Source organism: Acinetobacter sp. V89_4, assembly GCF_029967875.1.
GTDB classification, from domain to species: Bacteria; Pseudomonadota; Gammaproteobacteria; order Pseudomonadales; family Moraxellaceae; genus Acinetobacter; species Acinetobacter oleivorans.
In genome coordinates, this window is sequence record NZ_JASCAI010000004.1 from 1 (window position 1) to 25,810 (window position 25,810).

General features: G+C 39.5%; 23 protein-coding genes, 2 tRNA genes, 1 other RNA gene and 1 pseudogene. 7 read left to right on the top strand and 20 right to left on the bottom strand.

Translation table 11 applies throughout. The annotated features are described in order from the left end of the window. From QLG01_RS02305 to QLG01_RS02325, 5 genes and pseudogenes are all read right to left on the bottom strand, one after another. Window positions 1-67: pseudogene (locus QLG01_RS02305) on the bottom strand (elongation factor Tu); the annotation flags it as partial. Window positions 68-161: 94 nt separating this feature from the next. Further along, a complete protein-coding gene (fusA, locus tag QLG01_RS02310) occupies window positions 162-2,300 on the bottom strand; it encodes an elongation factor G (protein ID WP_005303124.1) in 2,139 nt (712 codons plus the stop codon). Window positions 2,301-2,477: 177 nt separating this feature from the next. Further along, window positions 2,478-2,948 (bottom strand): 30S ribosomal protein S7, encoded by a 471-nt coding sequence (gene rpsG, locus QLG01_RS02315; RefSeq protein WP_004638185.1) that lies wholly within the window; start codon window positions 2,946-2,948, stop codon window positions 2,478-2,480. A 160-nt stretch (window positions 2,949-3,108) separates the two neighbouring features. Continuing rightward, window positions 3,109-3,483 carry a 30S ribosomal protein S12 gene (rpsL, locus tag QLG01_RS02320; RefSeq protein WP_002050319.1) on the bottom strand — a complete coding sequence of 125 codons (375 nt, stop codon included), beginning with the start codon at window positions 3,481-3,483 and terminating at the stop codon, window positions 3,109-3,111. 200 nt (window positions 3,484-3,683) lie between these two features. After that, window positions 3,684-5,000 carry an EcsC family protein gene (locus QLG01_RS02325; RefSeq protein WP_282495746.1) on the bottom strand — a complete coding sequence of 439 codons (1,317 nt, stop codon included), beginning with the start codon at window positions 4,998-5,000 and terminating at the stop codon, window positions 3,684-3,686. A gap of 300 nt (window positions 5,001-5,300) precedes the next feature. On the opposite strand from QLG01_RS02325, the gene QLG01_RS02330 reads away from it, so the two are divergent. The 5 genes from QLG01_RS02330 to QLG01_RS02350 all read left to right on the top strand — a co-directional run bounded on the left by QLG01_RS02330 (window position 5,301) and on the right by QLG01_RS02350 (window position 10,756). Then, window positions 5,301-6,530 (top strand): beta-ketoacyl synthase N-terminal-like domain-containing protein, encoded by a 1,230-nt coding sequence (locus tag QLG01_RS02330; RefSeq protein WP_004641618.1) that lies wholly within the window; start codon window positions 5,301-5,303, stop codon window positions 6,528-6,530. 18 nt (window positions 6,531-6,548) lie between these two features. Then, the gene (locus tag QLG01_RS02335; protein ID WP_049838148.1) at window positions 6,549-7,001 is read left to right on the top strand and encodes a CopD family protein; all 453 of its coding nucleotides are present in this window, start codon (window positions 6,549-6,551) and stop codon (window positions 6,999-7,001) included. A gap of 162 nt (window positions 7,002-7,163) precedes the next feature. After that, window positions 7,164-7,724, top strand: coding sequence for a hypothetical protein (locus QLG01_RS02340; protein WP_049838149.1), 561 nt, complete (start codon window positions 7,164-7,166; stop codon window positions 7,722-7,724). Between the two features lie 385 nt (window positions 7,725-8,109). Continuing rightward, the gene (locus tag QLG01_RS02345) at window positions 8,110-9,735 is read left to right on the top strand and encodes an NAD+ synthase (RefSeq protein ID WP_013198780.1); all 1,626 of its coding nucleotides are present in this window, start codon (window positions 8,110-8,112) and stop codon (window positions 9,733-9,735) included. Continuing rightward, window positions 9,728-10,756, top strand: a complete 1,029-nt coding sequence (locus tag QLG01_RS02350; RefSeq protein WP_199945401.1) for a hypothetical protein — start codon at window positions 9,728-9,730, stop codon at window positions 10,754-10,756. The genes QLG01_RS02345 and QLG01_RS02350 overlap by 8 nt, the downstream gene beginning before the upstream one ends. Before the next feature lie 43 nt (window positions 10,757-10,799). On the opposite strand, the gene QLG01_RS02355 is transcribed toward QLG01_RS02350, so the two are convergent. The 7 genes from QLG01_RS02355 to QLG01_RS02385 all read right to left on the bottom strand — a co-directional run bounded on the left by QLG01_RS02355 (window position 10,800) and on the right by QLG01_RS02385 (window position 18,482). Beyond that, window positions 10,800-10,876: transfer RNA gene (locus tag QLG01_RS02355), tRNA-Met, on the bottom strand. Window positions 10,877-11,033: 157 nt separating this feature from the next. Beyond that, window positions 11,034-11,990 carry a carnitine monooxygenase, reductase subunit CntB gene (gene cntB / locus QLG01_RS02360; protein ID WP_282495747.1) on the bottom strand — a complete coding sequence of 319 codons (957 nt, stop codon included), beginning with the start codon at window positions 11,988-11,990 and terminating at the stop codon, window positions 11,034-11,036. Window positions 11,991-12,037: 47 nt separating this feature from the next. Beyond that, window positions 12,038-13,489 (bottom strand): NAD-dependent succinate-semialdehyde dehydrogenase, encoded by a 1,452-nt coding sequence (locus QLG01_RS02365; RefSeq protein ID WP_282495748.1) that lies wholly within the window; start codon window positions 13,487-13,489, stop codon window positions 12,038-12,040. A 63-nt stretch (window positions 13,490-13,552) separates the two neighbouring features. Then, complete coding sequence (cntA, locus tag QLG01_RS02370) at window positions 13,553-14,668, bottom strand: carnitine monooxygenase subunit alpha (RefSeq protein WP_282495749.1); 1,116 nt, start codon at window positions 14,666-14,668, stop codon at window positions 13,553-13,555. 42 nt (window positions 14,669-14,710) lie between these two features. Then, window positions 14,711-15,685 (bottom strand): alpha/beta hydrolase, encoded by a 975-nt coding sequence (locus tag QLG01_RS02375; protein ID WP_282495750.1) that lies wholly within the window; start codon window positions 15,683-15,685, stop codon window positions 14,711-14,713. An 11-nt stretch (window positions 15,686-15,696) separates the two neighbouring features. Further along, on the bottom strand, window positions 15,697-17,349 hold the full coding sequence (locus QLG01_RS02380) for a BCCT family carnitine transporter (protein WP_174765476.1): 1,653 nt from the start codon (window positions 17,347-17,349) through the stop codon (window positions 15,697-15,699). A gap of 20 nt (window positions 17,350-17,369) precedes the next feature. After that, a complete protein-coding gene (locus QLG01_RS02385; protein ID WP_126645151.1) occupies window positions 17,370-18,482 on the bottom strand; it encodes a tartrate dehydrogenase in 1,113 nt (370 codons plus the stop codon). Window positions 18,483-18,585: 103 nt separating this feature from the next. On the opposite strand from QLG01_RS02385, the gene QLG01_RS02390 reads away from it, so the two are divergent. Further along, entirely contained in the window at window positions 18,586-19,566 is a 981-nt protein-coding gene (locus QLG01_RS02390; RefSeq protein ID WP_144735423.1) for a LysR family transcriptional regulator, read from the top strand. Window positions 19,567-19,619: 53 nt separating this feature from the next. Here QLG01_RS02390 and QLG01_RS02395 read toward each other — a convergent pair whose 3' ends face one another. The 5 genes from QLG01_RS02395 to coaD form a co-directional block, all read right to left on the bottom strand. After that, window positions 19,620-20,804: a porin gene (locus QLG01_RS02395; protein ID WP_282495751.1), complete on the bottom strand. Its 1,185-nt coding sequence runs from the start codon at window positions 20,802-20,804 to the stop codon at window positions 19,620-19,622. Window positions 20,805-20,952: 148 nt separating this feature from the next. After that, window positions 20,953-21,029: transfer RNA gene (locus QLG01_RS02400), tRNA-Met, on the bottom strand. Window positions 21,030-21,092: 63 nt separating this feature from the next. Beyond that, an RNA gene (rnpB, locus tag QLG01_RS02405) (RNase P RNA component class A) lies at window positions 21,093-21,448 on the bottom strand. A 27-nt stretch (window positions 21,449-21,475) separates the two neighbouring features. Beyond that, the gene (locus QLG01_RS02410; RefSeq protein ID WP_004794186.1) at window positions 21,476-21,739 is read right to left on the bottom strand and encodes a YfhL family 4Fe-4S dicluster ferredoxin; all 264 of its coding nucleotides are present in this window, start codon (window positions 21,737-21,739) and stop codon (window positions 21,476-21,478) included. 1 nt (window position 21,740) lies between these two features. Next, window positions 21,741-22,232, bottom strand: a complete 492-nt coding sequence (gene coaD / locus QLG01_RS02415) for a pantetheine-phosphate adenylyltransferase (protein ID WP_023274310.1) — start codon at window positions 22,230-22,232, stop codon at window positions 21,741-21,743. Between the two features lie 134 nt (window positions 22,233-22,366). On the opposite strand from coaD, the gene smpB reads away from it, so the two are divergent. Beyond that, window positions 22,367-22,843 carry an SsrA-binding protein SmpB gene (smpB, locus tag QLG01_RS02420; protein ID WP_009393793.1) on the top strand — a complete coding sequence of 159 codons (477 nt, stop codon included), beginning with the start codon at window positions 22,367-22,369 and terminating at the stop codon, window positions 22,841-22,843. 51 nt (window positions 22,844-22,894) lie between these two features. Here smpB and QLG01_RS02425 read toward each other — a convergent pair whose 3' ends face one another. The 3 genes from QLG01_RS02425 to pgeF form a co-directional block, all read right to left on the bottom strand. After that, entirely contained in the window at window positions 22,895-24,166 is a 1,272-nt protein-coding gene (locus QLG01_RS02425; protein WP_049838155.1) for a hypothetical protein, read from the bottom strand. Between the two features lie 153 nt (window positions 24,167-24,319). Next, complete coding sequence (locus QLG01_RS02430; RefSeq protein WP_174727539.1) at window positions 24,320-24,871, bottom strand: flavodoxin family protein; 552 nt, start codon at window positions 24,869-24,871, stop codon at window positions 24,320-24,322. Between the two features lie 192 nt (window positions 24,872-25,063). Then, a complete protein-coding gene (pgeF, locus tag QLG01_RS02435) occupies window positions 25,064-25,801 on the bottom strand; it encodes a peptidoglycan editing factor PgeF (RefSeq protein WP_282495752.1) in 738 nt (245 codons plus the stop codon). Between the last annotated feature and the right edge of the window lie 9 nt (window positions 25,802-25,810).

Genomic DNA, 25,810 nt, shown 5'->3' on the forward strand with positions numbered 1-25,810 from the left:
GGTCAACGTGACCAATTGTGCCCACGTTTACGTGTGGCTTATTACGTTCAAACTTGGCTTTAGCCATGATGATCTTCCTTTATAAACTGCTCATGCAGGGTCACTGCACGAGCGCTTGGTTTTTAACTAAGAATTAGTTTGGGCTTATAGTAATCGAAAGATTACTCGTCGTCACCTTTTTTACCGCCAGTCTGGAACTTAGCGATGATGCCTTCAGCCACGTTACGTGGAGTTTCAGCGTATTTAGCGAATTCCATAGAATAAGTCGCACGACCTTGAGACATAGAACGCATTTGAGTCGCGTAACCAAACATCTCAGCCAATGGAACTTCTGCTTTAATTGCTTTAGTTCCACCAGGAAGATCATCCATACCTTGAACCATACCACGACGACGGTTTAAGTCACCCATGATATCGCCCATGTAGTCTTCTGGAGTTTCTACTTCAACTTTCATGATTGGTTCAAGAAGGATAGGATCAGCTTTCATGAAACCGTCACGGAAAGCGTATGAACCAGCCATTTTGAACGACAATTCATCAGAGTCGACATCATGGTAAGAACCATCGAATAATGTCGCTTTGATACCCACAACAGGGTAACCAGCCAATACACCATTCTTCATACGTTCTTGAATACCTTTGTCAACCGCACCAAAGAATTCTTTAGGTACTACACCACCAACAACTTCTTCAACGAATTGGTATTCTTTACCAGCTTCTTCAACATCAAGCGGCTCAAGACGTACATATACGTGACCAAACTTACCTTTACCACCAGTTTGACGTACGAACTTACCTTCTTGTTCAACAGACTTTTTGATCGTTTCACGGTAAGCAACCATTGGTTTACCAATGTTCGCTTCAACACCGAATTCACGCTTCATACGGTCAACGATGATGTCAAGGTGAAGCTCACCCATACCAGCAATAATTGTTTGACCAGATTCTTCGTCTGTACGAACACGGAACGATGGATCTTCTTTAGCCAAACGGCCTAAAGCGATAGACATTTTTTCTTGGTCTGCTTTAGTTTTTGGTTCAACAGCCAATGAAATTACTGGCTCTGGGAATTCCATACGTTCAAGAGTAATGATGTTTTTCTCATCACATAATGTATCACCTGTAGTAACGTCTTTAAGACCTACACACGCTGCGATATCACCTGCACGGATTTCATCAAGATCTTGACGTTCGTTCGCATGCATTTGCACGATACGACCGATACGTTCACGCTTAGATTTAACTGGGTTATAAACCGGATCACCTTGTTTAAGAACACCAGAGTAAACACGTACGAATGTTAAGTTACCTACGAATTTGTCGTTCATGATTTTGAAGGCAAGCGCAGAGAACGGAGCTTCGTCAGATGCTTCACGAGACGCTTTAGTTTCGTCTTTGTCGTCAAGGATACCTTCGATCGCTTTAACTTCTGTAGGTGATGGTAAGAATTCAATTACAGCATCCAACATACGTTGAACACCTTTGTTTTTGAACGCTGAACCACAAAGCATTACTTGAATTTCAGAAGCTAATGTACGAGCACGTAAACCTGCAATGATCTCTTCTTTAGAAAGATCACCTTCTTCAAGGTACTTGTCCATTAATTCTTCAGAAGCTTCAGCCGCAGCTTCAACCATTTTTGTACGCCATTCGTTAGACGTATCAACTAGGTCAGCTGGGATATCAGCATATTCAAACTTCATACCTTGAGATGCTTCATCCCAGATAATCGCTTTCATTTCGATAAGGTCAACAACACCCTGGAATGTATCTTCAGCACCAATTGGCACAACGATAGGTACAGGATTACCACCTAAACGAGTTTTAACTTGCTCAACAGCACGGAAGAAGTTTGCACCAGTACGGTCCATCTTGTTCACGAATGCTAAACGAGGCACTTTATATTTGTTCGCTTGACGCCATACAGTTTCAGACTGAGGTTGTACACCACCTACAGCACAGTAAACCATGCACGCACCGTCAAGAACACGCATAGAACGTTCAACTTCGATTGTGAAGTCTACGTGTCCCGGGGTGTCAATTACGTTGATACGGTGTTGTTCGAATTGGTTACCCATACCAGACCAGAAACAAGTTGTAGCAGCAGAGGTAATTGTAATACCACGCTCTTGCTCTTGTTCCATCCAGTCCATTGTTGCTGCACCGTCGTGTACTTCACCAATTTTGTGAGATACACCTGTGTAGAACAAAATACGTTCAGTTGTAGTTGTTTTACCTGCGTCAATGTGCGCAGAAATACCGATGTTACGGTAACGAGTAATTGGGGTTTGGCGAGCCATGATGTCTACATTCCTAAATGTTATATTTAAAACAGGACGCACCAATTAAATTGATGCGCGCGAATATCCAAACAGGCAACTTAAATACCTGCAAAGCTCCCACTTTGATAAAGAGCAATGTTGAATCGAGCTGCTGTACGCATGAATATTCTCCTGAATAAGGCCTGTTTTATCCGCTTAGAAACGGTAGTGAGAGAAGGCTTTGTTAGCTTCAGCCATACGGTGCACATCTTCACGTTTTTTGATTGCTGCACCTTTACCTTCAGCTGCATCAAGCAACTCACCAGCAAGACGTAAAGCCATCGTTTTTTCAGAACGCTTAGCAGCAGCATCTACTAACCAACGCATAGCTAAGGCAGTACGACGGGATGGGCGTACTTCCATAGGTACTTGATAAGTAGCACCACCAACACGGCGTGCTTTTACTTCAACCATAGGACGAACTTTTTCAAGAGTAGTCTCGAAAAATTCAACTGGGTCTACTTTGTTTTTTTCTTGAACACGTTCTAAAGCACCGTAAACGATACCTTCAGCAACAGATTTTTTACCATCTTGCATTACGTGGTTCATGAATTTAGCGATTGTTTGGCTGCTAAATTTTGGATCTGGAAGGATCTCACGAGCAGCGACTACGCGACGTCTTGGCATTTTAATACACCTAATAATATGACACTTCAGGATAATCCAGCAGTTTGTACAAGTGTCATGTACACGACGCTGGCCTTACTATACGTCGCTTGAATTACAAATCTATGAAGAATTCAAACAAGCGAAACGCTAAAGGGCTTATTGGACTAGTTTCCTAGAATTACTTCTTAGGACGCTTAGTACCGTATTTAGAACGTGATTGATTACGATCTTTAACACCAGCACAGTCTAATGAACCACGAACGGTATGGTAACGTACACCTGGTAAGTCTTTAACACGACCACCACGGATAAGAACAACACTGTGCTCTTGTAGGTTATGACCTTCACCACCGATGTAGCTAGATACTTCAAAACCTGAAGTTAAGCGAACACGGCAAACCTTACGCATAGCTGAGTTAGGTTTTTTAGGTGTAGTTGTATAAACACGTGTACAAACACCACGACGTTGTGGACAAGCCTTCAACGCAGGAACTTTGGATTTTTCAACCAAAGTCGTACGACCCTTACGGATCAACTGATTCGTTGTTGCCATATGGCAATTCTCCCGTTATTAAAAAACCTTAAAAAGAAAATACCTCTTTTTAAGGGCACATAATTGTAAGCTAAGATGCAAAAATGGTCAACACGGCAATACGTACCAAATGTTGACCATATCAATCTTTGACAGGATAACTTACAAATCTAAATAGAGTTCAAATTTTATTTTTAAACCTCTTATTTGTAAGCGTATTGTTAAGAGTATTTTTTATCATTCAACTCCTCTTCATCTTCCTCAGGAGTTAAAGCAGGTTTTTGCTCAGTATGCTCATGTTCCTCTACATGTTTATCAGCAAGTTGCTCGATACCTTGATGAACATTTTCCTGAATTTTTTCTTCACTCTTTTTACTTTCTGTAGGCTTTAAGACAATAGATACTTTTGAAATGACATCATGGTTTTCTACTTTATGATGTGCAGCATGAATATTACCATCCTCACCCACATTTAAAAGACGAGGACTAGCCTTCTGAATGAGCGTAACTGCAGCATAATAGGCTTGTAGCGGAGATAAATGCTCACTTGGATGCTCATTTAAATAATGTCTGGCAGCGCCAAAAATGGCTTGTGCTTTATGACCAACATCTTCTTGTAGTTTCCAACTATATACGGCGCTTAAAACAGCACCAGCAACAGGTGTAACTTTGCCAAAAGCTGAAAGTTTAGGAATACGATTTAACCAACCCCATTTAAACTCTCCATCTTCATCGACTAACCAGTTCTTTAAAGTATCAAAATCGGTAGCTGAGCCTAACACTTGCTGAAATTGATGAATATCTTGCGTTTCCAACATATTTCGTAATGTTTTTAAAGCTATCAATAAAGTTTGCTTTTCAGCAATCAGACTAATATCAACTTCTTTAAAGATAAACTCGACAACGTCTTGGTCTGTAACTTCCAGAAGTTCAAAACCATGTGATCTACCAGTCTGATAAATCGTTCTTAAAACCAGCACGAGTGAAACAGGAATATCTACAGCGGCGCCAACTACACCCGACACGCCTGTAATTGCACCTTGTACAGTTGCAATTAATTTATTTTGTTCAATAAGCGCCTGACTTAAACGCTGAGAACGGCCCGTATCTTTAGTGAGCTCAAATAAATCTTTAGCACCCGCTTCTTCTAGGATTTTTTCAGTTAAGGTGCTTTTTGAACTAAAGTCATTCAGCCAATCAAATAAATAACCTGAGATTTTTTCATCCCAATCAGGGGAAAGAAATGTAGCCACACCATTTACTTTTGTAAAATGTCGCCCAAAGACCTGACGAGTTACTTTCGGCAATTGTTCTCGCAGCATTTGTTGAGGACTTTCATATTGCTCAACTTCAAATGGGCTTTTTGTTCTCGATTTTCCTTCAACTGTTTTCCCAGTTGGAATTGGTTCAATTACCTTACTGACGTCACCTGATTGGTTCTGTTGCAAGATACTCAATCCTGTAGAACTGAGCTTTTTAGCCACTCCGAAGACCTGAGAAAACAAATTGTCAGATTGATTATTATTAAATTTTGTCATCAAGTACCTCGATTTTTTAATTTATCTAATTAGACATAAATACTAGGTGGAATGTGGATTTATCTCAACTTGAATGTGTGTATTTTAGTTAACCCTAAATGCAACATACTATGTATTTAGTTATTTTTTTTAAATGTAAAATTGTCATAAAGATTTGCCATAAGAAATAAAAATCCTTTCTGCTATCATGTTAACAACGAAAAAACATGAGTCTTGTTTTCTTACAGCTATATTCTCCTATTTGTTTTCATAGCTGTTGATCACCATAGACTCTTAATATCACCATAAAGGGACCTGTAGATGAAACGTGTTGTAATCACTGGTATGGGTATTAACTCATGTATCGGTAACTCTTTAGAAGCAGTTACTCATTCACTTCAAAATGGAATCTCCGGGACACGTTTTAACCCAACTTATGCTGAACTCAATTTTAAAAGTCATGTGAGCGCTGCTGCAGAACAAGATTTTGATCATATTGATCGTAAGTTAAAACGCTTTATGGGCGTATGTGCAATGTACGCTTACAATGCTGCTGTAGCTGCTGTTGAACATGCAGGTCTTACTGCTGAGCAAATCGGTGGTAATCCACGTTACGGTATCGCAGGCGGTTCAGGTGGTGGTTCAACTGCATCTGTTGTTGAAATGACAGAGCTTTTAGAAACTAAAGGTGCACGTAAAGTAGGACCTTTCTTCGTACCACGCAACATGTCAAACACTATTACTGCAAACGTAGGTGTTGCATTCAAACTGCAAGGTATTGCTCATACAATTACAAGTGCTTGCGCAACTTCTGCTGACGCAATTGGTTATGCGTACAACCTGATTCAACTCGGCAAACAAGACCTTATGCTTGCTGGTGGTGGTGAAGAAGATCATTGGTCTCAAAGTTTATTGTTTGATGCAATGGGTGCGCTTTGCTCAAAATACAATGAAACTCCAGAAACAGCATCTCGTCCATATTCAGCAGACCGTGATGGTTTCGTTATTGCTGGCGGTGGTGGTTTCGTAGTACTTGAATCACTTGAACACGCTCAAGCACGTGGCGCTAACATTTTAGCTGAAGTTGTTGGTTATGCTGCAAACAGCGATGGCGCAGACATGGTTGCTCCAAGCGGTGAAGGTGCTACACGTTGTGTGTTAATGGCGCTTGAAGAAGCTAAGCAACATGGCGTAGACAAAATTGACTATGTAAATACACATGGTACATCTACTCCAGCTGGTGATATTACAGAACTTAAAGCAATGGAACGTGCATTTGGCGAAGGCAATGTACCTCCTCTTAGCTCAACTAAATCTATGACAGGTCATAGCTTAGGTGCAGCTGGTGTACAAGAAGCTATTTACTCTGTTCTAATGATGCAAAACGACTTTATTGCACCAAACATCAATGTAACTGAACTTGATGAAGGTGCAAAACCTTTTGATATCGTACTTGAAAAACGTGATGCAAAATTGAATACTGTAATGAGTAACAGTTTTGGCTTTGGCGGCGTTAACGCTTGCCTTATTTTCAAGAAGTGGGATGCATAATCCCACCTAGGATTATCGATGGATGCACCTTCTGATGCTTTTTTGTGGGTAAAAGCATTACATATTATTGCCGTGGTTTGTTGGTTCGCTGCTTTGTTCTACTTACCACGTCTATATGTTTATCATGCCATGAGTGAAGATGCTGTTAGTCATCAACGCTTTGAAGTAATGGAACGTAAGTTGTATCGTGGAATTATGTGGCCTTCTCTGATTGCCACATTAATTACTGCTCATTTTCTTGTGGATTGGGGCGATGCAACTCGACATTACCATCAGGCAACATGGTTTTACCTTAAAGTCGCTTTAGTCGCTTTGTTAGTCATCTACCATTTGGCATGTGGCTACTACCGTAAAAAACTCATTGGAAATGCTCACTACAAGTCACATAAGTTCTGGCGCTTCTTTAATGAAATGCCAACCTTAATTTTATTTGCTGTTGTGATTTTAGTTGTCGTAAAGCCTCAGTTTTAACTGGGGCTTTTGCTTTTCTTATCCAAGAACTCTTTTATTCACAGTAATAAGAAAACTAGATCTATTTAAAGCTTTATATTTTTAAAACAGAACGATAAAACTAATGAATAACCATGCCTCTTTATTTCGCGATATCTAACCTATAGTATGCTAAAGAAATAGATGAACTCATTTAATGGCAAAGCTATGCTACTTTTTAATGCCTTTAAACGCTTAATTCGCACACAATTTATTCTTCTTACACTTTTTATTTTCCGTCACTTAAAAAACTACCCCATTAGACATTTGACGGCCCAAGAAAAAGTATTAGCACAAATGGTCTTTGGCGACATGCTCAATTGTGAACAACCTAAAATTATTGCTACTCGCTACCTTCCTTGGCAGTCTTACGGTATTTTTATGGCTCCAAACGGAAATATTTATGTCAATCTTTCCGATTACAGTGAAAATTATGCTCTAGAATCTAAATTTATGCAGGGTATTTTTATTCACGAACTCACTCATGTCATGCAGTATCAAAAAGGCATTCATGTACTACTTAAAGGCGCCTTACTGCAATCAGCCTATTATCTGAGCTTTAAAAGTTACAACCCCTATAAATACACCTACTCTCCCCACAAGGCTTTTAGCTCTTATAACATTGAACAACAAGGTGAAATTGCCCGTGACATTTGCTCTGGTAAAATCCCAAATATTATCTGTTCACCGCAACTTCATTTGTAACTAAATAATCAATCATTCTTTGAACGTAACATTTCTTGCTCAATGTAAATGAGAATTCTTATAAATCAGAAATACTTACCTAAGCTATAAAATCACTCTTATTTAATTCAAATTATTGAAAAAAATATAACGCCCTTATTCCAAATTGGCTTGTGATAAGGCAGTATACAAACAATAAAAATAATGAAGCCTGTTTCTATTCTATACAGAAAATCTCGTTATTTTTACGCAGAAAATATGTGATTGGTATATATTATTGATCTTGACATTTTTGTTTACTATTTTAATTGTTTAATATCGTATCATACACATCGTTGAAAAATTATATCTATAAAAATCAACACTATGTGTATCTATATTCGTTATGATCTAGGATTAGGTTTGAATGAAAAGTTTTAAAGTTGCCCTTGCTCAGTTTTCTCCGCATATTGGCAATATTGACTCAAACACCAAAAAGATGATTGAGCAAGTAAATCAGGCGAAAAAACAAAACGCTGACCTGATTATTTTTCCCGAGCTTTCTGTTATTGGTTATCCAGCTGAAGACTTATTGCTACGTCCAAATTTAAATAAACGTATGCAAAAGGCTTTTGCTCAACTTGCCGAAGTTAAAGATATTGTTATGGTTTTCGGATTTGTGAACCAGACAGAAGATGGTCAACGTTATAATTCTGCTGCTGTCATGAAAGACGGTCAAGTTTTGGGTGTTTTTAACAAACACAATTTACCAAACTATGGCGTCTTCGATGAAAAACGTTATTTCCAAAAAGGACATCAGCATTTGGTGTTTGAATATCTTGGACACAAGTTTGGTGTATTGATTTGCGAAGATATCTGGTCAATTAATACCGTAAAACAGCTAAGCCAATTAAATGTTGATACTGTTCTTGTATTAAATGCATCACCATACGAAGTCGGTAAACCACAGCACCGTACACAAACCTTAAGTGAACTTGCAAAACAACTTCACCTCAACATTGTGTACGTTAACCAAGTGGGCGGACAAGATGATTTAATTTTTGATGGCACAAGTTTTGTCAGCAATAAAGATGGTGGAATTGCTTTACAAGCACCGAGCTTTAAAGAAGACCTCTACATCGCTGAATTTGACCCCAAAAACAAAGCGTTTAAAGTCACAGAATCAGCTCCTGCTTTAGAAACATTTGCAGAGATCTATCAAGGTTTAGTTCTGGCAACACGTGACTATGTAGAGCGTTCAGGTTTCCCTGGTGTAATTTTAGGTTTATCTGGCGGTATTGATTCTGCCCTTACACTTGCTATTGCTGTTGATGCAATTGGTGCAGAAAAAGTACAAGCCGTAATGATGCCTTATACTTATACTTCTCAAATTAGTGTAGAAGATGCGGCAGAACAAGCTCGTCGCATGGGTGTAACTTTCGGTATTGCTGAAATACATTCAGTTGTAAATAGCTTTATGCAAACCTTGTATCCTTTCTTTGGCAACTCACCAGCAGATGCAACCGAAGAGAACTTACAAGCGCGCGCACGCGGCACATTACTCATGGGATTATCAAATAAATTTGGTAATTTAGTACTCGCTACTGGCAACAAGTCTGAGCTTTCAGTTGGCTACTGTACACTTTACGGTGATATGGTTGGTGGCTTTGCAGTTCTAAAAGATGTTTATAAAACTATCGTATTTGAATTAGCAAAATACCGTAATAGCTTAAGTGAAACTCCTGTTATTCCTGAACGTGTTATTACTCGTCCACCTTCAGCAGAACTTCGCCCAGACCAAAAAGACCAAGACTCTTTACCAGCATATGATGTATTGGATGCCATTCTTTACGCATACATTGAAGAAGATTTAAGTCAGGCAGATATTATTGCCAAAGGTTTTGATAAAGAAGTAGTTGAAAAAGTTATCCGTTTAGTTGATCGTAATGAATATAAACGTCGTCAAGGCGCGATTGGGCCGAGAATTACTTCTCGTGCATTTAGTCGTGAACGACGTTATCCGATTGTCAACGGTTGGACAGCGAATGACTGAGCAGGAAAACTCATCAAAAACTACAGCACTTGCTCAAGCACTTTTGCTTGAGCAGGTGGATTTTTTCAAAAAACAATTATCTATAGAAAACTCACCTATTTATTTCCAGCAGTTCATTCAACTGTTTATGCAACATGCTGACGAAATCAAGCTTCATGAAGTGGTGGATTTAGAGCAACTACAAGCCGTTGTGAAACGTTATGCTTTTGAAATGCAGCTAGGTGCTGGTTTACTTGAGTTTATTGGGGAAATTGCGCAGCGTATTTATCTATCTGCCATGAAGTCTCCAATTCAGCTACAAGAATTGGTATCTGACCACCAATTTGAAATGTGGCTCTCCAAATTTTTAGAAATGGAACATATTCCTCTTTATCTCAATCAGTTTTTAAGAAGTAGTCCTTCTGTACAACAACTTTGCCAATATATTGCCACCTCAACCTTAGAACAAAAATTACCAAAATTTCTAAGCGCATCTAGAGTTGATGACTATCACTTTGAATGGCAACACAAACTCAAAAAGTTCTCCTTTCTACAGCAACAACGTCTTGAGCATAAACTTGAAACTTGGATTGCCAGCTTTATTCATGAGCAACTCACAGAATTAAGTCTTTTATCGAGTGAAGATTTAGAAAGCCTAGTGCGTCATGTCTGGGAAGATATTAGACATAAAAAAATGTATGAGTTTATGAAGCAACTCACTCCTCTCGATGTTGAAGAGTTTTTTGTTTTAATTTACGAATACTGGAAAGAGTTACGCCAGTCGCAATTCATGCAAGATCTGATTTTGTATGGTGTCGAAGTTTTTTATGACTTTTATAAAGACCAGAGTTTATTTGAAGTATTAAGTGAGATTGGTTTAACCGAAAGCGACTTACAAACTGAAGCTTTACGTTTTTATCCAAAGGTTATGAATGCCTTTAATGAACATGGTATTTTAGAACCGTTATTACAAGCGCTTTTAGCTCCTTTTTATCAAAGCTCAAAAACACTCGATACGATTGAAAAACATTTTAATATGTAAAAAGCAGATAAAAAGAAACCATGCATGAGCATGGTTTTTAAAATGGTGGCTATGACGAGACTTGAACTTGTGACCCCCGCATTATGAGTGCGGTGCTCTAACCAACTGAGCTACATAGCCGTAAACTGTGTGCGCATTATCTATAGTTCTGTATAGCAGGTCAAGAGTTCAAAACCATTAAACTCCATCAAATGAACAAATAAGATTCAGATCATCATTATTTGTTCATTTTTTAGCAAATTCGCACTTTAAACAATTGATCAACCAAAGAAATATATTAGAGATCTAATACTAGTTTTTTTCCTTTTGCTCTTGATACACAAATCATCATGCTCTTTTGTGAAGCCTTTTCTGCATCACTCAAGTATTGATCAAAATGCTCTGCTTCACCTTCTAAAATAGCAGTTTCACATGTGCCGCAAACCCCTTCACGACATAAGCATTCCACATCAATATTTAATGTTTCGATGGCTTGTAAAATTGTCTGATTACTTTGTACTTCAATTTCCTGATTAGACTTAGCAAGTACTACCGTAAACGCTTCACCATCTTCTGGAACTGTTGAAGCAAATTGTTCCCAGTGGATATACTCATCGCGGTAACGATGCTTATTACAGCAATCAATCACAGCATCAATCATGGGTTTCGGTCCACAGACATAGACATGCGTGCCTTTAGGTTGTGATGAAATCAGTTCATCCAAATTTAATGCGCAACCTTCTGAGTCAACATAACTAAACACATGATCAGGATGTTTCTGTTTTAACTCATCTAATAAAGCCGCGTGTTCAGGTGAGCGATAAGCATAATGTAGCTCAAACTCAGCACCGCGTGCTGCAAGCTCATCCATTTGTGGCAAGAATGGTGTAATACCAATACCACCTGCGATTAAAATATGTTTATTGCCTGTTTCCGCTAATGGAAATAAATTTTTTGGTTCTGAAATCTGAATTTCACAGCCTTCATTACATTGATCATGCATAAAAACCGAACCACCCTTACCTTCCACATCTTTACGAACACAGACTTGGTAAGTCGATAGATCTTGCGTACAACTCATCAATGAGTAAGCATTTGAAAGTTGCTCATTCATTTTGACAATAATATGGCTTCCCCCACTAAATCGAGGAAAGTTCTGCCCATCTTGACGTTTGAACGTAAACCGTTTGATTAAAGGGGTTAGCTGCTCCACATGAGTAACAACTGCCGGGAACATTTCATAATGACTAGCCATATTAGAATCCTTCTTTTACCGCATATTCTTGTTGTTAGGGCTTATCCTTAAAGCCCTAAACACATGTATTTAATGGTCATGAACTCTTCAAGACCATACTTTGAGCCTTCACGCCCGACGCCTGATTGTTTTACACCACCAAATGGTACAACTTCATTTGAAATTGCTGTGGCATTCATACCGACCATTCCATATTCAAGTTGTTCTGACACTCGCCATAAACGTGAAATATTTTCGCTGTAAACGTAAGCTGCCAAACCGAAAATGGTGTCATTTGCCTGAGCCACGACGTCTGCTTCATCTGTAAAGCGAATAAGGGGCGCAACTGGACCAAAAATTTCTTCTTGGATAATTTCCATTGTACGGTCAACGTTCGTTAGAACTGATGGCTCATAAAAGGTTTGTCCCAAAGCATGTTGTTTCCCGCCGCAAGCAACCTTAGCACCTTTACTGACTGCATCATCAATCAATTGCTGTGCTTTTAACACTGCTTTTTCATTAATTAATGGGCCAATTTGAACACCATCTTCTAGCCCATTACCAACTTTAAACTTTTGTACTTCTTGTACAAACTTCTCGGCAAAAGCTTGATAAATATTGTCATGTACATAAATGCGGTTAGCACAAACACAGGTCTGGCCTGCATTACGGAACTTGGCAAAAATCGCACCTTGTACAGCTTTATCTAAATCGGCGTCATCAAACACAATCAGTGGAGCATTTCCGCCCAACTCAAGCGCTAATTTTTTAATGGTACTTGAGCACTGCTGCATCAATAAACGCCCTACTGGAGTTGAGCCAGTAAAGGTCAATTTTTTCACTTTTTCATGTGAAGTAAATACCGAACCAATTTCTTGTGATTTACCTGTAACGACGTTAATCACACCAGCCGGAATACCTGCTTTTTCTGCAAGCTTCGCAATCGCTAAAGCACAATAAGGCGTTTCATTCGCTGGCTTAATCACGACCGTACATCCAGCTGCTAAAGCCGGTGCTGCTTTACGGGTAATCATGGCGATTGGGAAATTCCACGGCGTAATCGCAGCCACCACACCCACAGGTTCTTTACTAATAATAAAACGCTGCTGGTTATTGACGGTTGGAATCACATCACCATAAATACGCTTACCTTCTTCAGCAAACCATTGAATAAATGATGCAGCATAACGCACCTCACCTTTCGCTTCTGCCAAAGGTTTACCTTGTTCAATGGTCATGATTAAAGCAAGTTCATCGGTATGATCTAGAACTAGTTTGTACCAAGCTAATAAAATATCTGCACGATTTTGAGCCGTTAAAGCTTTCCAACTTTGTAAAGCAGTATAAGCAGCTTCAACCGCCTGTGTAGCCTCGGCCGCTCCCATATTTGGAATTGTGCCAATTTCTTCGCCTGTAGCTGGGTTAGTCACTGGAACTGTTGTATTTGACTGTGCAGCTAGCCATTGCCCATTAATATAGGCTTGTTGCTGAAATAATTCAGTGTTTTGTAAACTCGACATATCATCTTCCTAACTGAAGAATCAGGTGTAAGTCATCTTTACACCTGAATAAATCCATTTGTTTTATTTATGATGCTGCGCTACTAAATGCTGGAAGTAAGCAATACCATGCTCACTAATTCCTGAGCGTTGCTTGTCAGTCATAATACGGCCTTGACCACGATAACCACGTGATTTCAAACCACGTTGTACGCTTTCGACCAAGTTCAAATCTTCAGGACGGAATACATTGCGATACCACTCAATTAAGTCTTTCTGATCTTGAGTGAGTTCTTCGTTCGTGAAGTAAATATCGTAATGCTGCAAAGTCGTTTCTGCATCTACTGGAAACTCATAGATCACAGTCATGAAGTTGCTGCCCGGTGGTACGTTGAACATAGTACAAGGCCAAGTCCAGAAACCATGAAACTCAGGATCTGTTATTGATGGATCAAGCTTAAATGACTTCTCAGATGAGCGAGCAAAACCATACTGTAAAGTCCAGTTTTGATGTGTGGTATGCCAATATTTATCAACTTGTACTGAGTCAGCAAAACCAGGATGTGCAGGCCCACAGTGATAGCACTCTAGATAGTTATCAACAATTACTTTCCAGTTTGCTGGCGTTTCTGTCACAAAACGTGCAGCCAGTTTCAGATCTTTAATCACGCTACATGCTTGATTTAAACGCTCAGCAAATTCCGGAAGTTGCTCTTCTACGCAAGTTGCATTTTCATCCATATTAATGAAAACAAAGCCTGCATATTCCTCAACCTTTAAAGGCACCATGCTTGAGTTTTCTTTATCGAAAGATTCAACATGGTCACAGTTACGTGCCAAAGCCAAGCTACCGTCTAGCTTGAAAGTCCAAGCATGGTATGGGCAGGTAATTACATTTTTTGCTTTACCACTGCCACTTAAAAGTTCGTGACCACGGTGTGGACATACATTATAAAACGCACGTAAAACGCTATCTTTACCGCGAATGATGACAATATTTTCGCCAATTACTTTACGGGTAATATAGTCATTCGGTTGTGCCAATTCACTGCCATGTGCAACACAAATCCAGCTTTTAGCAAAGATTGCTTCTTTCTCATGCTCAAAAACTTGCGATGAAGTATAGAAAACTTTAGGAAAAGTCCATGCAACATCTGGGTTTGCACAAAAATCTTCAGGTAATTTTTCAACTGCACTCATGTTTTTACTCCATTAAATTCTTTTCGTCCAAATGACTCGATATTAAACTGATGTCTTTTCGGTACTGCCAAACATACGACGTATCGCACTCAGCATGTTTTGATATAACTGTTGAACTTCTGGGCAATCACGCATCAGACGTAAACTGCCATGTAATAAACCTTTGCCTAAATGGAACTCACTCGGGATGCCTGCTTGTTCCAGTTTTTGGGTAAGGCGATAACCGTCATCACTTAAAGGGTCATACTCTGCAACCGCTACGAAACTCATAGGCATATCTGAAAAATCAGGTGCCAATAAAGGTGCTAGACGTAAATCCTGCCAATCTTGTGAATTCGGTGCATATTCCTTTAAATAAAAATGCATATCTTCAGCCGTTAACAACGGCGCATGGGCGTGCTTTTGTGCGGCTGGTGTATCAAGCGCTGTAGTTAAACACGGATAAACCAAAGCCAGTCCTTGAGCTTGCATACCACTATGCTGTAGATGCACTGCAAGGGCTGCTGCTAAATTACCGCCAGCACTATCCCCTGCTAGAACGATATTTTCGCTATCGATCTGCCAAGTTGAACCATGCTTTTTAAGCCATTGATAAACTGCTAAACAATCTTCATAAGCTGCTGGAAAGCGGTGCTCTGGTGCCATGCGGTAATCTACGCTAATGACAACTGCATTTAAGTCCTGACACAAATAACTAGTAATAAACTCATGTGAATCGAGCCCGCCAACCATCCAACCACCACCATGTAAATACAATACACATGGCCAACCTGACTCAGGTCGATCGGTTTTTGGTAAATACACACGAACAGGAACTTGATGCTCATCATTTGCAACAAAGCGATCTTCAACTTCAATCTTGCCATCACGTGGTAAAGTGTAGTGTCGGCACATCGCGTCATAGGCCGCACGGACTGAGTCAATATCTGCATCTGCTGGTGAATAAATGCTGCTCCAGTACACTAGGCTTTGCATTTCTTCACTTAAGGCATAAGTGGTCTGTTCATGTGTAGTCATTACCGTTCCCTCTAGCTGGTTTTTCTATCCAGTTTGATTGAGCTTGCAAGCTCAAGCTGCATCCGTTTTGCATGTTCATCTTGAGACTGGTTTAAACCAATTTCTTGCTCATCATAACCTTGTTGCTCAATTAAATGCGATGGGACTTTGGCATAATCCTGAATCAGCCATTTCACTAAGCCATAGGTTTGAATCAGAATAATCACGATGAATGGTAAAGCCGTCACAATGGTTGCTGTTTTCATGGTGTCTAAAGGTGCTTTACTAAAGATCATGGCAATTGGAACTAAAGTCAGCATGACACACCAGAACAAACGGGCATTTGGCGATGGATCTTGCCCTTCACTTAAACCACGTGTACATGTTGCTGAAACTGCATAGCCTACCGCATCCATGTGTGCTGCCAAGAACACCACCATAATGCCGAGGAAAATCCACATCATCAGCTTTCCAGCAGGTAACAGGCTGAGTAATTGACCTATCGCAACCTCACCACCTTGTTGGCTTAAGATTTGCGGTACATTTACAGCTCCATGAATAAAGCTATAAACACTGTAGTTTTCAAACACACCAAAGATGAACCAAAGACCGACACTACCGCCAATCACCATGGCAAAGATGACTTCTTTAATGGTACGGCCTTTCGAAACACGCGTTACGAACAGTGCCACACCCGGCGCATATGAAATCCACCACAACCAGTAAAATACAGTCCATTCACGCGTAAATTTGCCATCACCCATTGGGTCAGTAAACAGACTCATATCAACAAAGTTGGTTGCCATTAGACCGAAACTCATTAATGAATTATTCAAAATGAATTGCGTTGGACCAAAGCAAAGTACATAAATCGCAAATAACACCACGCCCAAGCACACCATGTGACTTAAACGCTGCATGCCTTTATCCATGCCCACATAAGAACTGAGTGCGAACAGAACCGAAACACCTAAAATAATGATGACCTTAGTCATAAAGGTATTTGGAATACCTGTAAGCTGAGACAAAATATTGGTAAATGTCACGGCGGTGAGTACTAATGAAATCGTCAATGCACCAAACATGCAAAGCAAGAACATAAGGTCAACTAAACGTCCAACCACACCGGTTGATTTAAAGCCTGTTACCGCTTCAATCACAGAAGCCAAACTTAAGCCTTTATTTTTTCTCACATGGTAGCTGTAGCACAAAGAAATTGATGCCAAAGCATAAATTGCCCACGCACTTAAACCAGAATGAAAAAACGAGTAAGCCACGCTATATTTCAATGCTTCTGCTGACTCAGGCGGTAAGCTCAAACCTGGCGTTTGATAATAGTAAGCCCAATCCAAGAAGCCCCAGTACAGTGTAGAAGATCCAATACCAGACAAGATGAACATAAAAATCCATGACATAGTGGTGTATTGAGGCTTTCCTTCACCTAGTTTGATTTTTCCGTATTTACTAAAGGCCAAACCAAAAGTAAAAATAATGGCTAAAAAAGCAAACAGTAATACCGGTGTTGTAAATACCGATGTCGTCCACTGCATCCATGTTGCAGCAATTTTGATCGACTCTTGCGAATAAATCGCCAAACCAGCAACTGAAATAAATACAAACAGTAAGCTGGTTACGGCAAGAACTTTATCCGTATAAATTTTTGTGTTTTGATTATCCATATCCATACATCCATTTTTGGATGGCGTTATTCCATAGCGAACACGTCCATTTTAATTTGGGCTACACACGATGCAATTGCATCTCCTACCTCATAAGTTTTTGCCTGACCGCCGATATCGGCTGTTTTTGGCCCATTAATTAATACATGCTCAATCGCCTGCATAATGTCCTGACCTGCTTGGATGCAGCGCTCGTCTTCTTCACCAAAGAACTCGAACATCATGGCACCCGACCAAATCGCAGCAATTGGGTTAGCAATTTGTTTACCGTAAATATCTGGTGCCGAACCATGTACAGGTTCAAACAATGATGGAAATTTTCTTTCTGGGTTTAAATTTGCTGAAGCAGCCAAACCAATGGTTCCCGTACATGCAGGACCTAAATCGGAAAGAATGTCGCCAAATAAATTGGATGCTACAACCACATCAAAACGCTCAGGTTGCAACACAAAACGCGCCGCTAAAATATCAACATGCTGTTTATCAGCCTGAATTTGTGGATATTGTTTTGCCATCGCGTCAACGCGTTCATCCCAGTACGGCATGCTGACAGCAATACCATTTGATTTAGTCGCTGCAGTAATTTTTTTCGCATCACGCTGATTTGCAAACTCAAATGCATAACGCAAAATGCGATCTACACCATGGCGTGTAAATACGGCTTCTTGTAAAACAAACTCTCGGTCTGTCCCTTCAAAAGCTTTACCACCAATGGCTGAGTACTCACCTTCACTGTTTTCACGAACCACGTAAAAATCGATGTCGCCTGGTTTTTTACCTACTAATGGACATTTCACACCCGGCATTAAGCGCACTGGACGTAAATTCACATATTGGTCAAAACCACGACGGAACTGAAGTAGCGAACCCCAAAGTGAAATATGGTCGGGCACTTTATCTGGCCAGCCTACAGCGCCAAAATAGATCGCATCGTAACCTTGCAAGGTTTCAAACCAGTCATCTGGCATCATTTTGCCGTGCTCAAGGTAGTAATCGCAGCTTGCCCAATCAAAAGCATCGAGTTGAAGCTCAATACCATGCTTCTCTGCCGCTGCCTTTACAACCTTAATGCCTTCTGGTAGAACTTCTAAACCAATGCCATCGCCTGCAATCGTGGCAACTTTATATCTTTTTGCCATAAGCTTCCTTCACACCTTCGACTAATATCCTTGTATGGCTTAAACATGATGTTTTAAGCAAAAATGATCAACAACGGAACTATCACTCCAATGGACACGGATCGTGAACAATCTACCTAACCTATCGGATTTAAAGGTTTTTTGCACAGTCGCCAAACTAAAAAGTTTTGTCGAATCTGCTGAGGAACTTGGGACATCGCCAGCTTTTATTAGCAAGCGAATTAATATTTTAGAAAACACGTTGAGCTGCAAACTTTTTCATCGCAGTACGCGTCACGTTAGCCTAACGGAAGATGGCAAACTCATCCTTGAGAGAGTTTCAAATATTCTTGAAGAATTTGATGAAGTCTGTGAACTAGTCAATAACCCGCTCAGTACGCCCACAGGTCGTATGGATATTATTAGTAGTTTTGGTTTTGGCAGAAAGCATATCGCACCAATTCTGTCTAAATTAATGATGCTTTATCCAAAGCTTCAGATTCATTTTGACACCATCGACAATACCAAGGACTTGATTCAACACAGTATTGATTTGGATATTAGAATTGGTAATGAAATTGCGCCAAACATGATTGCGAAGAAGTTAGCTTCTAATTTTCGAATTTTATGTGCAGCACCGAGTTATTTACTTAAACACGGTGTACCAGACAGCATTGAAGATTTGCAAACACATGATTGTTTGACGATTAGTGAGCGTGATCAATCATCTGTGCTATGGAAATTTCGACATACTTCTGAAGATGTCTCGGTTCATGTCAAACCACGCTTTGTTTCTAATAACGGCGAAATTATTCATCAGCTTGCCATAGAAGGCCATGGTATTATTTTCCGATCAATTTGGGATGTTGCAGACGAATTGATTACTGGCCAACTTCAGCATATTTTGCCTGAGTACTGGCAAGATGCAGATGTCTGGGCAGTTTATCCATCACGACTCAAAAGCTCATCTAAATTACAAACTTGCATTTTGTTCATTCAAAATGAATTACTTAATCGATTGCAACATGTGCAAAACTTAAGCCGAGGCCAACTCGTTTCACCCGCAGTCAAACGTGAACCTCCGCCTGAAAAAGTCTTTCTTTAAAAAAAGCCCTAAGTGAGGCCTATCCACTTAGGGCAATAAATTGCTCTTAAATTTTAGAAATAATACCCAATTGAGAGATAAAACAATTTATCCCAGTCATTGCTACTACCTTGTGCAAGACCATCAGCCCCACCGCCCACCATTGGATCATTTTTACTCATAATGTATTCACCCTGAATACCAATAGCTTTGTAATTAAAATAAACTCCGGCAATTAAACGTTCAGAGTCTTTATAACCATCCTCATCTTTAAAAAAGCGGCTATGAGAGATATAAGGTTTAATGTTTTCAATCTGATGGAATGGCTGAGCAAAGGTATAGTTAATTTCATTGACCAAATACTTACCTTTATTAGCGACTTGATATGGATAGTCGAATGCACCAATAGTTGAACTATTTGGAAATAAATCATCGCCATTAGTCACATCTTGTTTACCAGCCAAGACCATCCATTGCCACGCTTGATATTGCGTTTGAGCAAAAATATTCCAAGATTTTCGGTGCCCATCTATATTTGTTCTTTTATTTTCTAGATCAGAGTACCAAACTGACCCACCTAGCTCAGTCGAAAAATTTTGAGACTTATCTAGTTCAAATTTCCTAGACGCTCGGGCAATCCACATATTCTTTTCTTCAATATTGGTGCCATTGGTCAAATCATCAGCTTCAACAAAATTACCACTGTAACGACTTGAATCCTTTGATGGTCCCTTATAATTTCCTCCATCAGATGGATAAAAACCTAAGGTCAAATTATATTTATCATCTGCAAATTTATATTTGATACCCAAATTATCAATATCTTCTAAACCCACTGTATTTAAAAGTGTTTCGTAATAACTACTTCCCCAAAATTCGCCAAAACCAAAGTCAACGGGTTGTAAACCTGCCGTGATTCTTTGCTGGTCAGATAACTTATAACCTACCCATGCTTTTTTTAGAAAAATTGCATCGCATAAGCGATCATATTGATAACAACGGGCATCCGTCCCTGCAATCCAATCTGGATTTTCATAACCTAACACTAATTTAATATCGGTTAGCCGCCAGTCATCATTTTGAGAACCTTCATTTGCATCAACCACATAATCTTTATGCAAATAACGGGAGCGTACCGCGCCAGAAACTTTAAATTGACCCGAGTCTAAAGTTGGATCTCCCCAACTCAAATCAGCTGCAGAAACTTGAACTCCCGCTGTTAAACTTAAAATCCCTAAAAATAATAATGACCTTTTCATGTCTTCAACATCCTTGTTAAGTGTTATAAGAACATGAAGAAATTGACGTAGACAAACAATGCCACAACTATAAAGTCGGTCTTTACAAACTGTGTTTAATCAAAAAATGAGCATAAAAAAAGACCACGCAGGAGCGTGGTCTATAAAATGGTGGCTATGACGAGACTTGAACTTGTGACCCCCGCATTATGAGTGCGGTGCTCTAACCAACTGAGCTACATAGCCGAAAACTGTGCGCGCATTATCTTAGTTTCTTTAATGCACGTCAAGAAAAATTTTAAATAAATTAGGTGAAGTGAGCCTATAAGCCGGGTTCTGTCGAGGATGGTCATTCCTCTAGGCGTACAATCACTCATACGCTCAAGCGACCTACCCGAATCCAGTACGGGCCGTACCTCAGGATTCCTATTTGGTCTTGCTTCTGGTGGGGTTTACCATGCCGTGAACTGTTACCAGACACGCGGTGCGCTCTTACCGCACCCTTTCACCCTTACCTCACGAATGAGGCGGTCTACTCTCTGCTGCACTTTCCGTCGGCTTTCACCGCCCAGGCGTTACCTGGCACCCTGCCCTATGAAGCCCGGACTTTCCTCCCCTGCTTCAGTCACGAAGACCTCCACAGCAGCGACCATCCAGCTCACCTCAGGGGCGCATATTAACAAATTTATTTACTAATTGCTCGTGCTTTTTTGAGCAATTAATTTTTTATATTTGTCGAAGAGCTGTTCTTCTGTTTCCTCATGCTGTGGATCTTTAGGAATACAATCTACAGGACAAAACAACTGACATTGCGGTTGGTCATGATGACCAACGCACTCAGTACATAAATCTGGATGAATTTCATAAATCACCTCACCCATAAAAATTGCTTCATTCGGGCAAACTGGTTCACAAACATCACAGTTTATGCATTCATCGGTGATATATAACGACACGTTACCAACCTTGTTGATGTTTACGTTCAAAGGCCTCAACCACAGCTTGCGGAACAAACTTGGTTACATCCCCTTTTAAACGAGCAATTTCCCGAATCAATGTCGAAGAAATAAATGAATACTGCTCAGATGGTGTTAAAAACACCGCTTCAAAATGTGGATCAAGTTGACGGTTCATATTAGCCAATTGAAATTCATATTCAAAATCAGAAACCGCTCTTAAACCACGAAGTACTGCTGTTGCCTTTTGCTCTCTGAAAAAATTAACCAGTAAACCATCAAAGCCAACAAATTCAACATTTGATAGGTGGCTTAGTGATTTTTGGGCCAGTTCAACTCTTTCTTCTAGACTGAACAAAGGGTTTTTATGATGTCCAATTGCAATTGCTACTACAACCTCATCAAACATTCTTGATGCTCTAGTAACTAAATCAACGTGTCCATTCGTGATGGGGTCAAATGTTCCAGGATAAATTACACGCGTTTTAGACATCCGCTAGTACTCTAATTATATTGTGAACCTATTTTAGCAAAAGTTATACATGAGGCGAAATATTCATGTGCAGGAAAAACTTCACCTTAGCATCAGTTTACGGCACAATAGGCATAATTGTGGAAGTTTGAATTATGGCGAAAGCAACAGTAGTGAAAAAAAACAATGGCGGAACAATCGCACAAAATAAGCGTGCCCGTCATGATTATTTTATCGAAGAAAAATTTGAAGCAGGCATGTCACTTCAAGGTTGGGAAGTAAAATCCTTACGTGCTGGGCGTATGACTTTGACGGAAAGTTATGTCATTTTCAAAAATGGCGAAGCATTTTTACTTGGTTCACAAATTCAGCCTTTATTATCGGCTTCGACCCATGTTGTACCTGAAGCGACACGTACTCGTAAGCTATTACTGTCCCGACGTCAGCTTGAGCACCTAATGGGTGCAGTTAACCAGAAAGGCTACTCATGCGTTCCTCTAGCGTGTTATTGGAAAGGTCATTTAGTCAAACTAGAGATTGCACTTGTGAAGGGTAAACAGCTTCATGACAAACGTGCAACCGAAAAAGACCGTGACTGGCAACGTGATAAAGCTCGTATATTTCATAAGTAATAAAAAAACCTTTAAAGTTAACTTTAAAGGTTTTTTTATGTCACTTTAAATTTAGCAGAATTTTAAATTACCGTAACAGTTTGGTGCAAAAGATTGATTTTTAAGTTGTAAATCTTTCAATGGGAAATTCACAATGGTATTGGGTAATTTAACTTCACCAACTGCCAAGTCTTCACCAAATAAACAATTTAAAAGATTACACCTCACTGGATTTTCAGTTAAATAACCACTAATTGGACCTACCACCTGCTTTAAAACGTCATTAGTTATTTCAATTTGTTTACTTGGTGTCACGTTACCAATATCAATTTCATCATCAAAAGCCATCCACCAGCCACGTTCCGCTGCTGCATCTGCACCTGGCCAAAATATTTGTTGGCCTTGCAAAGAAAGTGAGAAAGGATTGTTTAGTTCAATTTTATGAATAAATCCAAGACTTTGATCAACAGTTAATGCAGCTCTTAATCCGGTAATGCTACCTGTTACATTTTTTTGTAAATTTAATAGCCCAAGTGCTGCATTAATAGAAGCTTTCAAGTCTCCAGTGAAGTTAAGCTGATCGATATTTGCTACCCCGTTCAGCATGACATTATTCATTCTTGAACCAGAAATGACTTGTCCATTAATAACAATAGGTGCCGTGGTCTGTTGTAATTGCAAATTATAATCAGATGAATTAAATCCTAAAGGGATACAAATTCCGATACATGCATTCACAGTTCCATCAATGGTCTTACCTGTATCTTGATAAGACATATTACGAGCCGCGGTATAAGCTAAACCAGTGGTATCTTTAATTTTTAAATAACCACTTAAGCTATTAATTCCATTTGGTGTTTCTGAATTTTCAAGTCCCATAGTCAATAGGCCCACAACCTTTTCCGCACTTAGACGGAAACCTTTTATTTCTCTCAAAGCTGCGCTGTCTGGATTTTTAATTGCAAATTCAATAAATGGATTACTAAAAACAGCAGAAGATGAAGCTCGACCCTCACTTGTATCACTTAAGCCACTTAAACTTAAGTTATCAATATCAATATCACACCCACCTAAACCGTTTACTCCGCCACACCCTAATTGCAACTTATTAACATTGGCATTTAGTTCAAGATTTGCCTCTAGACCTAATTTGTAAAAGCCAATATTTTGCTGATTCATCGAAGCATCAGCCTGTTTTGGGTCTGTATATGTAAATGAAAATAATGCCTGAGCTTCAACTTTAGAAAGTTCTGAATCAGTAAGTGGAACAAGATTTGCAGGTTCTAAATTGGCATAGCTTAAAGTAGCCCAACTTAGACAAAGAGCTGTTAAAAAAATTTTCATGATTATTCCATTTTTTTATTTATTAAGTTTTAGACATCACTGTCCAAATAAACCATTTGGTAAAAAATAATCAAAAAAGAACAAAAAAAATACAACGTTTTTGTAATTAGAGTAAGAACCAAATATTTATTAAAATAAAATCAAATACTTATTTTAACTTATACGATAAAGTAAACCAGCAATATATTCACCAAACCATTTAGCTGTATCTAAATCACCTTGTGGAGGAGTAATTTCAACAGGAGCGTTATCTGACTGTGTCATCAAACCTAAGCAACTCGATAATCGGTTTAAATCTTTTTCACTATGCCCTGTCGTCATTAAAGGCAAACCTGACCAAAGCATGCCATGTTGCATGGCAAAAATATTTAATTGTTGTAATACCGCTAGTTTATCGCCACTCAGTCCGCCCGAATTTGCAAAGCCCGCCGCAAGTTTGCCTTGCCACACACGTTCTTTCCAACGCTTAGAAGTACTGTCCATAAATTTTTTAAAATCGGCAGTCATACTTCCCATATAGGTAGGTGATCCGAAAATAATGCCTTGTGATGCATCAAGCGCATCCCAATCAATATGCTCAATATTCATTAAGTGTACTTTCACCCCCATCACCTCTGCACCAGCAGCAATAGCAGAGGCCACCTTAGCGGTATGACCATATGGACTGTGGTAGACAATTGAGAGATGTTTTTCAGGCAAAGACATAAGATTAAAATTTTGAGCGATTTTTTCTATTTTATCATTTTATTAACGCTTGCTAAACCTACATCTATAAATATGAAATAGAAGCGTTTCAATACAATTCACAATCGTAATATCTTTAAGCTAAATAGACGCTCTCTTACTTTATTTAATGACTACAAAATAAGAGAGTGAATTTAATGATGTTTATAAAGCTTAGATAAAAACAAAGGTAGCCATACGCCCAGTCTTCGCATCACGACGATAAGAAAAATATTCATCGCTCTGTTGATATGAACATTGGTCTCCGCCTAAAACCTGCTTCACACCTAGACTCTGCAAAATAAAACGTGCAATTGCATATAAATCTGCATGAAATTTATTTGGAGCAGCCCCCTCAACAAAAGCTGTTTCCAACTCAGGATATTTATCACAAAAAGCAGCTTTTACTTCAGCCCCAATTTCAAAACAAGATTGGCTAATCGCAGCCCCTAACCACGCCCAAGCTGGAGGGTTCTGCATAGCAGCAATCGTGTTTTCAACAATCCCACCGGCTAAACCACGCCAACCCGCATGTAAGTTTGCGACTTCGGTACCTTCGGCGTTACCTAACACGACAGGTAAGCAATCAGCAGTCATCATCATTAGAGCATGGCCTTTGGTTTGAGTGACCAAACCATCACCAATTAAAGCCTTAAAAGGAATTTGTTCATTTACTGTATGGCAAATCGTACTATGTGTTTGAGTCATCCATGTCATTTTTTTAACACCGAACTTAGCAAACTCATACAGCAATATCATACGATGTTGCTGAACACGTTGTGCTTCATCATTAACATGTAAAGCCAGGTTAAAGCCAGACAGCTCATGTTGATCCGTTGCTAATGCTAAAGGATGTTGAACACGTGTCTGTCCTACACATACGCCTTGAGGTAAACCTTGAACAAATTCCATATACGCGTC